We start from the raw sequence: 12,151 nt of genomic DNA, 5'->3' as shown, positions 1-12,151 counted from the left end.
CCGATATGAAAATTTTAATTACGGGAGGGGCAGGTTTCATCGGATCAAACTTATGTGAGTATTTTTTAGAAAAAGAATACCATGTGGTTTGTTTGGATAATCTTGCAACTGGCCACAAAAAAAATATAGAACATCTATTCAATACTAAGAATTTTGAGTTTATTGAAGGGGATATTAGAAATTATGAGGATTGCCAAAAAGCGGTTCAGGGAGTAACTTATGTTTTACATCAAGCCGCTTTGGGTTCAGTGCCTAGATCAATTAAAGATCCGTTAACTTCCAATGAAGTGAATGTTTCTGGTTTTTTAAATGTATTACACGCTGCTAAAGAAGCGGGTGTAAAACGATTTGTCTATGCTGCGAGTTCGTCTACATACGGAGATTCTCAAGGACTGCCAAAAGTAGAAGAAGTTATAGGAAAACCGCTTTCGCCTTATGCCATTACGAAGTATGTTAATGAATTGTATGCTGAAATTTTTGGCAAAACCTATGGAATTGAAACTATAGGTTTGCGATACTTCAATGTGTTCGGTAGAAAACAGGATCCAAACGGGGCTTATGCCGCAGTGATACCAAAATTTGTAATGCAGTTGATGAAGTATGAAAGTCCCGTGATTAATGGTGATGGAAATTACTCCAGAGATTTTACCTATATCGATAATGTCATCCAGATGAATGAATTGGCAATGTTGACTCAAAATCCAAGTGCAATCAATACTGTGTTTAATACTGCATTTGGTGATAGGACTACTTTGAATCAATTGGTTAACATTCTAAAAAATGAACTGGCCAAGTTCGATGCTAAAATTGCGGATGTAGAAATTAAGTATGGTCCAAATAGAGAGGGAGACATTCCTCATTCTTTAGCAAGTATTGAAAAAGGAAAAGAATTAGTAGGATATAACCCCGAGTTTTCATTGGAAGCAGGTTTGAAAGAAGCTGTAAAATGGTACTGGGAAAATTTGAAATAAAATGAAGATTGGAATTATTGGTTTAGGCTATGTAGGTTTGCCTTTAGCAAGATTGTTTGCTACAAAATATAATGTTGTAGGATTTGATATCAACCAAAAAAGAGTTGATGAATTAAATCAAGGAAACGATTTTACATTGGAAGTAGATGAAGCCACTTTAAAATCGGCTCTAAGGCCAAAAGATGCAAATGACGTTGGTCTATATTGTACAACATCTTTGGAAGATATTGCGAATTGTAATTATTATATCGTTACTGTACCTACACCAGTAGATAAAAATAATAGACCCGACTTGAATCCTTTATACAAATCGAGTGAAACGGTTGGAAAAGTATTGAAAAAAGGAGATATCGTAATTTACGAATCTACGGTTTATCCAGGGGTTACTGAAGAAGAATGTGTTCCAGTTTTGGAAAAAATAAGTGGATTGAAATTCAACATCGATTTCTTTGCTGGTTATTCACCGGAACGAATTAACCCTGGAGATAAAGAGCATACGGTAGAAAAAATATTAAAAATCACTTCAGGTTCTACACCAGAAATAGGAAAAAAAGTGGATGAATTATACCAGTCGGTTATAACGGCCGGTACGCATTTGGCTCCAACTATTAAAGTGGCAGAAGCAGCCAAGGTGATAGAAAACTCTCAACGTGACATTAACATTGCATTTGTGAATGAATTGTCTAAAATTTTTAATCTTTTAGGGATTGATACCTATGATGTATTGGAAGCAGCGGGTACTAAATGGAATTTCTTACCATTTAAACCCGGTTTGGTTGGCGGACATTGTATTGGTGTTGATCCATACTATTTGGCTCAAAAATCTCAGGAAATGGGTTATCATCCCGAAATCATTCTAGCAGGTAGACGTTTGAATGATAGTATGGGAGGCTATGTTGCTTCGCAGATCATCAAATTGATGATCAAAAAAGAAATTAATCTTAAAAATGCCGAAGTTTTAATGCTGGGTATTGCCTTTAAAGAAAATTGTCCTGATGTTCGTAATACCAAAATAGTTGATGTAATACATTCTTTAAAGGAGTATGGGCTAAAAGTTGCCATTTTTGACCCATGGGCAAATCCAGAAGAAGTAAAACATGAGTACGATTTAGATATTCTAACAACTTTACCTGAAAAAAAATTCGACGCAATTGTCTTAGGTGTAGCGCATAATGAATTTTTGAAACTTGATTTTTCTACCTTGAAAAATGAAAATTCGGTTTTATATGATGTTAAAGGAGTTTTAGGTGCCCAAGTCGACGGAAAACTGTAATTTTGCACAATTAAAAGTAAATGTATGAAGATTGATTCTATTTGCTGTATTGGCGCCGGATATGTGGGAGGACCTACAATGGCTGTCATTGCACAAAAATGTCCCAATATAAAAGTAACAGTAGTTGACTTGAACGAATCCAGAATCGCAGCTTGGAATGATGCGGATCTTGATAAACTACCAGTTTACGAACCAGGTTTAGCCGATGTAGTGAAAGAAGCTAGAGGCAGAAACTTGTTCTTTTCCACCGATGTTGATAAAGCTATCGATGAGGCAGGAATGATTTTTATTTCTGTGAATACACCCACTAAAACATATGGTGCAGGTAAAGGTATGGCGGCCGATTTGAAATATATCGAATTGTGTGCACGCCAAATTGCCCGCGTTGCTAAATCAGATAAGATTGTTGTTGAAAAATCTACATTACCGGTTCGAACTGCCGAAGCGATTAAAAGTATCTTAGACAACACTGGTAATGGAGTGAATTTTCAAATATTATCGAATCCTGAATTTCTTGCCGAAGGAACCGCTGTGCCTGATTTGCATAATCCTGATCGTGTTTTGATTGGAGGTAATGATACTGATGCAATTCAATCTCTAGTAGAAGTATATGCAAATTGGGTGCCCAAAGAAAGAATACTTACCACAAATGTTTGGTCGTCGGAATTGTCGAAATTAACAGCTAATGCATTCCTTGCGCAACGTGTTTCTTCAATTAATGCTATTTCTGAATTGTGCGAAAAAACGGAAGCAGATGTTTCAGAAGTTGCAAAAGCAATAGGAATGGATTCCAGAATTGGCCCTAAGTTCTTAAAAGCCTCTGTAGGTTTTGGAGGTTCTTGTTTCCAAAAAGATATTCTGAATTTGGTCTACATTGCTAAATCTTATGGATTACATGAAGTAGCAGATTATTGGGAACAGGTTGTTATTATGAACGATCACCAAAAACATCGTTTCGCTAAAAACATCGTTCGAACTTTGTACAATACCGTTTCGGGTAAAAAAATCGCGATGCTGGGTTGGGCTTTTAAAAAAGATACTAACGATACTCGTGAATCTGCTGCAATTAATGTAGCGCAGGATCTTATCAATGAAGAAGCCAAAGTAACGGTTTACGATCCTAAGGTGGAAGCCGCTCAAATTCAATTTGACTTAGGTAACCAGTCTGATGTAGTAAATATTGAAACAGATCCATACGAAGCCTGCAAGAATGCACATGCAGTTGCAATTTTGACGGAATGGGATGAGTTTGCTTCTTATGACTGGCAAAAAATATATGATAACATGTTAAAACCTGCTTTTGTCTTTGACGGAAGAAATATTCTGAATAAACAAAAAATGAAGGAAATTGGATTCGTTTACACAGCAGTAGGTAGTTCAAACTAAATATGAAAAATATACTAATCACTGGAGGCGCAGGTTTTATTGGTTCACATGTTGTACGACGTTTTGTGAATGAATATCCTAATTATCATATCTATAATTTGGATGCATTGACATATGCAGGTAATCTTGAAAATATCAAGGATATTGAAAGTGCTTCCAATTATACCTTTTTAAAAGGAGATATTGTTGACGAAAATTTCATCAACGGTATTTTTGAAAAATATCAGTTTGAAGGGGTACTACATTTAGCTGCAGAATCTCATGTGGATCGCTCTATTACTGACCCACTGGCATTTGTAAAAACCAATGTGATTGGAACTATGAACCTATTAAATGCTGCCAAAAATCTTTGGAAAGAGAATTTTGAAGGCAAACGTTTTTATCATATTTCAACTGATGAGGTGTATGGATCTTTAGGTGCCGAGGGATTATTTACCGAGACTACTGCTTACGATCCCAATTCTCCGTATTCAGCTTCAAAGGCGAGTTCAGACCATTTTGTGAGAGCATATGGAGAAACTTATGGTTTGCCTTACGTACTTACAAATTGTTCCAATAATTATGGACCTTTTCATTTTCCAGAAAAATTGATTCCGTTATTTATTAACAATATCATCAATAATAAACCGTTACCTGTCTATGGCGATGGTAATTATACGAGAGATTGGCTGTTTGTTAAAGATCACGCTGTAGCAATTGATTTAGTTTTTCATAAAGGAAGAAATCATGAAACCTATAATATTGGAGGATTCAATGAATGGAAAAATATTGATTTAGTTCGTTTGTTGTGCCAAAGAATGGATGAAAAGTTAGGTCGTTCGGAAGGTGAATCAGAGAAACTAATTACTTTCGTTAAAGATAGACCTGGACATGATTTGCGTTATGCTATTGACGCTTCCAAAATTAATCAGGAATTGGGATGGAAACCTTCGGTTACTTTTCAAGAAGGATTGGAACAAACCATCGATTGGTATCTGGCTAACACCGAATGGTTGAATAATGTCACTTCGGGTGAGTATGCCAACTATTATAAAAAACAATATCAATAATTTATGACTGATTTTAAACAGAAATTGTATACTGTTTGAAATGAAATCATAGTCTGAAATTTAAAGATTTTACAATGAAAGGAATAATTTTAGCTGGAGGATCAGGAACTCGTTTGCATCCGCTTACCCAAGTAGTATCCAAACAATTACTACCTGTATATGATAAACCGATGATTTATTACCCTCTTTCGGTACTTATGTTAGCAGGTATAAAAGAGATATTGATTATTTCGACTCCACTTGATTTACCTAATTTTAAACGTTTGTTTGGAGATGGGAGCCAAATTGGTGTACAGTTTTCTTATGTTGAACAACCCTCACCAGACGGGTTGGCACAAGCTTTCATTTTAGGAGAAGAATTCATTGGAGACGATGATGTATGTTTGGTGCTTGGAGATAATATTTTTTATGGAGCTGGTTTGCAAAACTTATTATCCAATGCAGTAAATATAGTAACTGATAATAAAGAAGCTACTGTTTTTGGTTATTATGTAGATGATCCGGAACGTTATGGTGTAGCAGAATTCGATGCTAATGGTAAAGTGCTTTCTATTGAAGAAAAACCTTTAGAGCCCAAATCTAATTTTGCAGTGGTTGGCTTATATTTTTATCCTAATTCTGTAGTTGAAATTGCTAAGAAAATAAAACCATCAGATCGAGGTGAATTGGAAATTACAACGGTGAATCAGGAATATTTGGAACATGGGAAATTAAACCTTCAATTGATGGGGCGCGGTTTTGCCTGGTTAGACACAGGAACGCATGAATCCCTTACCGAAGCAACGGAATTCGTAAAAGCAGTTGAAAAAAGAACAGGTCTAAAAATCGCATGTATCGAAGAGGTGGCATACCGTAAAAATTTTATTACCAAAGACGAATTTAAAGCATGTGCAGAAGGACTTGGTAAAAGTGGTTATGCCGAATATTTAAGGAAAATTGCTAAATAGTATGGGGGCTGTTGTTTATGGTCTGGGGTATAAGGCGCTTAAGGCAATATCAGAATTAGATCAGACACTCATTGAAGCAATAGATCTTCTGATTATTGCTAAAGATAAAAGTATTGTAAATGATTACTCTGAAGCTATTGAAAAAATAGCAATAGAGAGAAAAATAAATTATAAATTCAGAAGTGGTGATGATTCAATACTCAGCGCTTCTTATCACATAGCAATAGGTTGGCGCTGGTTGATTAATGTCGGGGAAAATGAAAAACTTATTGTAATCCATGATTCTTTATTGCCTAAGTATAGAGGTTTTAATCCTTTGGTTACGGCTTTGCTTAATGGAGATGAAAAAGTTGGTGTAACTGCTTTGTTCGGAACAGAAAGTTATGATAAAGGAGATGTGATTTACCAATCCTCCATTACTGTAAAATATCCCATAAAAATAAATGACGCCATTACACTAATTAGTGATTTATACGCTGAATTACTGACTAAGATTCTAGCTAAAATTTCTGGTAATGTCGATTTGGAAGCCATTCCACAAAATGAAGAAGATGCAACGTATAGTCTTTGGAGGGATGAAGAGGATTATGCGATTGATTGGAATAATGATGCTGCTTATATCAAAAGACTTGTAGATTCAGTCGGATATCCTTACAATGGAGCTTCTTGTTTTTATGAAAATGAAAAAATCAGAATAGAGGAAGTTACTTTAATTGATGATGTCAGTATTGAAAACAGACAAGCAGGAAAATTAATCTTTAAAGATAATCGTAAACCGGTTATTGTTTGTGGTAAAGGACTTTTGCGTATTGATGTTGCAAAACATGAAAATGGTAATGAAGTAGTTTTTAATTCTTTCAGAATTCGTCTAAAATAATTTGTTAAGCATGATTTTATTTAATAAACCCCACTTAACGGGTAAAGAAACACATTATATCTATGATGCCGTAAATACCGGAAAATTATCGGGAAACGGTAAATATACAAAGTTGTGTCAGGAGTATTTTGAGAACAACTATGGATTCAAAAAATGTCTTTTGACTACTTCTTGTACCGATGCGCTAGAAATGGCCGCATTGTTGATTGATATTAAACCGGGTGACGAAGTGATAATGCCTTCGTATACTTTCGTTAGCACAGCAAATGCTTTTATTCTGAGAGGAGCTAACATAGTTTTTGCAGATTCAGAAAGGGACAATCCCAATATGGATGTTACAAAAATTGAAGCACTAATTACCCCCAGAACAAAAGCTATTGTACCTGTACATTATGCTGGAATTGCCTGTGATATGGATGGGATTATGGAATTGGCCGAAAAGTATAAGTTATTTGTCGTTGAAGATGCAGCTCAGGCAATTGATAGTTTTTATACCGGAAAAGATGGAATTAAAAAGGCTTTGGGATCAATTGGACATCTTGCTGCTTTTTCATTTCATGAAACGAAAAATATCATTTCGGGTGAAGGAGGCATGTTAGCAATCAATGATGTACAGTTTTCAGATAGGGCAGAAATAATTTGGGAAAAAGGAACAAACAGATCCTCTTTTTTCAGAGGAGAAGTAGATAAGTATGGCTGGGTTGATATGGGAAGTTCATTTTTACCTTCTGAAACAATTGCAGCTTTCCTTTGGGCTCAACTTGAAAATTTGGATATGATTCAAAAAAGAAGGTTACAAATTTGGAATTCATATAATCAAAGTCTTTCTGAAATCAATAAGAAAAAGAATGTCGGTCTGCCTCTCGTTCCTGAATACGCAACTAATAACGGGCATATGTTTTATTTGGTAACAAATAATTTAGAGGAAAGAACCGCTTTATTGGCGCATTTGAAAGAAAAAGGTATTTTGGCTGTTTTTCATTACCTGAGTTTGCATAAAAGCCCATTTTATATTGAAAAACATAAAGAATTAGGCTTAGGTGATTTGCCTTATACAGATCATTTTTCTGATACATTGGTTCGTTTGCCTTTATATTTCGATTTATCTGACTCTGAAGTTGATTATATCAACAATGCAATAAAAGATTTTTATAAAATTTAATAAATCGATTCAATAATGCGTGTTATAAAATCGGGCTTATATTTGGCTGGGTCTACTGGTTTGAAGATTGTACTGGGAGTTGTCGGGATAAAGATAATTTCCTATTACATCGGTGTGGAAGGGTTTGGAATGTTAGGACAGCTTATGAGTTTGATGGCTATAATAGCGACAACAGCTGGAGGAGGTATCTCAAATGGGATAATCAGTAAAGTATCCCAATTCAAAAATGATTCCGAAAAAATTAATAATGTTATCTCAGCCGGATTTTGGATTGGATTTGGATTTTCATTACTATTGGGAATGTTTCTTTTCCTTTTTGCTGGAGTTATATCCAAAGAGCTTTTTGAAATTCCGGATTATGCATTTGTAATCAGAATTCTAGCCTTTTTGCAGTTTTTTAATATTTTTTCTGTTATATATGGAGGATATTTAAACGGAATGCAGAGAAGTAAGTTTTTTTCAATCCTAACAATAATCGCTTCAGTTGTAGGAACTTTGGGATTAATTTTATTTGTTTATTTATTTAGAGTACCCGGCGCTATGCTAGGACTTATTTGGCTTGCAGTTTCCCCAGGATTCATTTTTTTAATTGCATATTTTTTTAAATTGAGAAAAGAAATTCAGTTATTTCGTTTTTCTTCAGTTGAAAAAGAAAATGTGAAAAGTCTTCTGAAGTATTCCTTCATGCTTATTTTTTCTTCATGTCTTTTACCTTTGGCACAAGTACTTATTCGTAAATTAATACTGGATAATGGTGGATGGAATAATGTTGGGTACTGGCAGTCGGCTGCAAAATTGTCTGAGTCCGGTTTGGTTTTTCTTAATGTAGTAATGGCCAATTATTATTTGCCCGAATTAGGAAAAAGTGAATCTGTTTCAGAATTAAAAAAAGTGATCAAGAATGCGTATCTAATTTTAATTCCTTTAGTATCAATATATGTGATTATAGTGTATTTCATGAAGAGCTTCTTGATTTCATTATTTTTTACAGAGTCATTTGAACCAGCAGAAAAATTAGTTACCTGGCAAGCTGTAGGTGATGTGTTCAAAGTTCTTTGTTTAGTTTTTGGATTTTTGATTGTTCTCAAAGAGAAGCTAAAAGTATACTTGCTGTTTGAATTGTTGATCTTTACGTGTATGTTAACTTTTTCATATTTATTTGTGCCTAAATATGGAGTGATTGGCGCTAATTATGCCCATGTTTTAACTTATTTCTTATGTTTTTTGGTAAGCCTAGGATTTATGGGATATTATTTTTACAACGAAGATAAATTATGAGAATATTGTTTTTATACTCCTGTTTGCCATTAGGCGGTATTGAAACATTTTTGGTTAGGATGATAAAACAGTTGCACAATAGAAATATTCAAGTAACGGTTTTGTTTTTTACCACTAAATTTGATGAAGGCCTTCTTAATGAATTAAAAAGCTACGCGACTGTATATCATTGGGACGATTATGTTTATATGCCTGTTTTTTTTAGAAAAACTTTCCCAATACTAAAATTACTTTTTCCTTTAAAAGTGAGAAAGTTCAAGAATGATATACTTTCTGATATTACGCATATTCACGCACCAGATACAAATTCAATGTTGTTTAGTGCAAGGTTGTTGAAGCTGAAACCTGGAATAAATATCACTACTGGAGTTTATCATATTAATGAATTTAATGTGAAAGATTTCACAGGTAGTTTTTTTGGAAAGAAAATCAATGAATTTCTTCGAAAACTTCCAGCCCAAAATATTACTTTCTACAGTGAAATGTCCCGCGCTTTTTATGAAACCGACTATGATCAAAAATTCGGAGGAAGTAATATTGTGCCAATTGGAATTAACCTGGAAAAATATGAGGGAAGCCAAAGTGGTGTTCAGAATAAGAGAATAGTTTCTATCGGAAGGTTGACTGCATGGAAGAAATACAATTTCCAAATGATTGAGATCATTAAGAGTATGAACAGCCAAGGAGTCGCACTGCATTATGATTCGTATGGAGATGGAATAGAAAGAGAAAATTTGGAGGAAATCGTAAAAAATGAAAATCTTCAAAGTCAAATCAAATTCCATCCTGGAGTTCCTTACCATTTATTCAAAGAGACAATCAATGATTCTTTGATGTTTATTGGGGCAGGAACTGCTCTTATTGAGGCTTCTGCCTGTGCTATTCCAGCATTGATTGGTATTGAGAATGAGCAAGAGCCTATCACTTATGGTTTTTTACATGATACTCATACGTATTCTTATCAGGAAAAGGGTTTGGATTATTCAGTTAATGCTATAGAGACCTATATATTTAAATTGCTCAATCAAAGTAGTGAAGAATATCAAGCAGAATGTGATAAAGCAAGGAAAAGAGCTTTTGCTTTCAGTATTCAGAAATCAGAGGAGATTTTTTGCAAAATGATCAATGATAGTAAGAATTTTAATTTTAAATTGAATTGGGCAGATAGTCTGTTTTTTGTGATATCACTGAGTATACATTTGATGATGTCAAAAATTAAGGGAACTTATGAATTAAGTTTTTTTAAACGTTTATAAATTTTTTGAAGTAGAGTAATGAAGTTAGTAACAATTGGAGTGCCTTTTTTTAATGTTGAAAACCATCTTGGGGATTGTATTAAATCAATCTTGAACCAAACGTATCAAAATTTGGAAATTATACTTGTCGACGATGGTTCAAAAGATGGATCCTTGGAAATTGTTAAGCAGTTTGAAGATCCTCGTATAAAAATTATTTCAGATGGTGAAAATAAAGGATTGATTTTCAGGTTAAATCAGTTGATTGATCTTGCTCAAGGGAAATATTTTGCACGTATGGATGCTGATGATATTATGTTTCCGGAGAGAATTGAAAAACAATTGGCGTTATTGGAGAAAAACCCGCATGCAGATGTTACTCATTCCGATGCTGTAAGTATTGATGATGAGAATAATATATTGGGATATAAGCATTCGTCTGTGATTAAAACAAGAAGAGATACACTAGATGAAAAAGTGCCTATCCATCCTACGGTTTTTGCCAAAACAAAATGGTTCAAAAAACATATGTATTCGAATGATTTCGTCAGAGTTGAAGATTTTGAACTTTGGAACAGATCAATTAATGATTCCGTTTTTTTGAATATCAGTGAGCCTTTATTGTTTTACCGCGAGATTAGTACAAACAATAGTAGTAAATTTTTAACATCGCTTCCGGGGAAAAAGAAATTTGCCAAAGAATATAATCTATCATTTTCTGACAAGTTTAGAATTGTATACCTGAATTATTTTAAATTCATATATTGCCGTGTTTTAGAAATTTTACAACTGGATTATCTATCGGTTAGGCATAGGTTTAAAGGCGTTGAACCTGAAAAAAAAGGGATCTATCAAGATATTCTAAACAATGTGAAAGCAGATAAATAAACATAAAGTATGTATTATCAGGATTCCTATTTGTTTGTATATATATTATCTGCAATTTTTGCTGTGTTTTTTTCTATTGAACATAATATAAAAAAGGAGAAAAATGTAAGGAATAATCTGTTTTTTGGGATTGTCATAGCACTAAGTTATTCATTTGTGTTCGGATATAGGGATTATTCCATTGGCTCTGATACGATGATGTATGTTGAACAGTTTAGGTATAATACCCTTAGGGACGCCAAAGACTTAGGTTTTTCATTGCTTGTTGAAATATTTAGGGTAATTACTGATGAAAGAGGTTTTTTTGTAGGGGTTGCGCTAATGTATAATTTATCAATGATTTTTTTGTTTTATGTTTGGGATAAGTCAAAAATGTATTTGATGTATTTTACTTTTACCAGCTTTTTCTTTTTTGAATCTTTTGGGATTAATGTAGTTAGGAGCGGTCTAGCAGTTCCTTTTTTATTGTTTTCTATTGTGCTTATTCTTAAGATGAAGAAATTGAAGGCCTATGCTATTGGAGCTTTAGGAGTTTCTTTTCACGGATCTGTCTTAATACCTTTTTTGTTTTTTTTGATTGCCAAAAGAAATATTACCTATAAATTGTTTTACGCTATTTTTTTTATTTCTATAGTTTTGTCTTATATGGGAGTGGGGATTAATTCCTTGCTGGATTTTCTGCCTTTTTTTAATATATTCTTTAAAAATCGTTTTGATTCTTATTTTGATAAAGAGGATTGGATTGATTATGAGTTGGGATTTAAGGCTTCTTTTGTTCTTTTTAATATGATTTTTGCTGCACTCGGATACTTTTTTTATAAGAAAATTGATGATGTTGAAGATCAAAAGAAATATGGATATTTTTTGAAAGTTTTCTTGATATCAAGTTCTTTTTTCTTTTTGAGTTTTAATGTAGCTTTTTCAGATAGGATCGGCGCTTTGTCATGGATCTTTCTACCTTTTATATTAGAGCCATTACTTAATAATAATAGGTATAAATTCGGAGCTTTTTTTCTGGTTTTTCTTAATGTTTTAATGTTTACCGTATTTTATAATACAATTAGGTAATTCATAATTTTTTCAAA

The 12,151-nt window shown here is 33.6% G+C and carries 11 protein-coding genes; all 11 read left to right on the top strand.

Annotation, left to right across the window (positions count from 1 at the left end):
- Positions 1–5 precede the first annotated feature (5 nt).
- The 11 genes from ACS8MM_RS07180 to ACS8MM_RS07130 all read left to right on the top strand — a co-directional run bounded on the left by ACS8MM_RS07180 (position 6) and on the right by ACS8MM_RS07130 (position 12,134).
- Positions 6–971: an SDR family oxidoreductase gene (locus ACS8MM_RS07180; RefSeq protein WP_379714702.1), complete on the top strand. Its 966-nt coding sequence runs from the start codon at positions 6–8 to the stop codon at positions 969–971.
- Position 972: 1 nt separating this feature from the next.
- Positions 973–2,244: a nucleotide sugar dehydrogenase gene (locus tag ACS8MM_RS07175; protein ID WP_379714700.1), complete on the top strand. Its 1,272-nt coding sequence runs from the start codon at positions 973–975 to the stop codon at positions 2,242–2,244.
- Between the two features lie 24 nt (positions 2,245–2,268).
- The gene (locus tag ACS8MM_RS07170) at positions 2,269–3,630 is read left to right on the top strand and encodes a UDP-glucose 6-dehydrogenase (RefSeq protein WP_379714698.1); all 1,362 of its coding nucleotides are present in this window, start codon (positions 2,269–2,271) and stop codon (positions 3,628–3,630) included.
- Between the two features lie 2 nt (positions 3,631–3,632).
- The gene (gene rfbB / locus ACS8MM_RS07165; RefSeq protein ID WP_379714696.1) at positions 3,633–4,679 is read left to right on the top strand and encodes a dTDP-glucose 4,6-dehydratase; all 1,047 of its coding nucleotides are present in this window, start codon (positions 3,633–3,635) and stop codon (positions 4,677–4,679) included.
- A 74-nt stretch (positions 4,680–4,753) separates the two neighbouring features.
- Positions 4,754–5,626 (top strand): glucose-1-phosphate thymidylyltransferase RfbA, encoded by an 873-nt coding sequence (rfbA, locus tag ACS8MM_RS07160; protein WP_379714694.1) that lies wholly within the window; start codon positions 4,754–4,756, stop codon positions 5,624–5,626.
- A 1-nt stretch (position 5,627) separates the two neighbouring features.
- Positions 5,628–6,503 carry a formyltransferase family protein gene (locus tag ACS8MM_RS07155; protein WP_379714691.1) on the top strand — a complete coding sequence of 292 codons (876 nt, stop codon included), beginning with the start codon at positions 5,628–5,630 and terminating at the stop codon, positions 6,501–6,503.
- Between the two features lie 10 nt (positions 6,504–6,513).
- Positions 6,514–7,665, top strand: coding sequence for a dTDP-4-amino-4,6-dideoxygalactose transaminase (gene rffA / locus ACS8MM_RS07150; protein ID WP_379714689.1), 1,152 nt, complete (start codon positions 6,514–6,516; stop codon positions 7,663–7,665).
- 15 nt (positions 7,666–7,680) lie between these two features.
- Positions 7,681–8,943: an O-antigen translocase gene (locus tag ACS8MM_RS07145; RefSeq protein ID WP_379714687.1), complete on the top strand. Its 1,263-nt coding sequence runs from the start codon at positions 7,681–7,683 to the stop codon at positions 8,941–8,943.
- On the top strand, positions 8,940–10,199 hold the full coding sequence (locus tag ACS8MM_RS07140) for a glycosyltransferase (RefSeq protein ID WP_379714684.1): 1,260 nt from the start codon (positions 8,940–8,942) through the stop codon (positions 10,197–10,199). Before ACS8MM_RS07145 ends, ACS8MM_RS07140 begins: the two co-directional genes overlap by 4 nt.
- 18 nt (positions 10,200–10,217) lie before the next feature.
- Entirely contained in the window at positions 10,218–11,066 is an 849-nt protein-coding gene (locus ACS8MM_RS07135) for a glycosyltransferase family 2 protein (RefSeq protein WP_379714680.1), read from the top strand.
- Between the two features lie 9 nt (positions 11,067–11,075).
- Positions 11,076–12,134: an EpsG family protein gene (locus ACS8MM_RS07130; RefSeq protein WP_379714677.1), complete on the top strand. Its 1,059-nt coding sequence runs from the start codon at positions 11,076–11,078 to the stop codon at positions 12,132–12,134.
- Positions 12,135–12,151: the final 17 nt, after the last annotated feature.

This window comes from Flavobacterium sp. MAHUQ-57 (assembly GCF_051908335.1).
Taxonomy (GTDB): Bacteria; Bacteroidota; Bacteroidia; order Flavobacteriales; family Flavobacteriaceae; genus Flavobacterium.
This window is presented reverse-complemented; position numbering and strand designations above follow the sequence as displayed.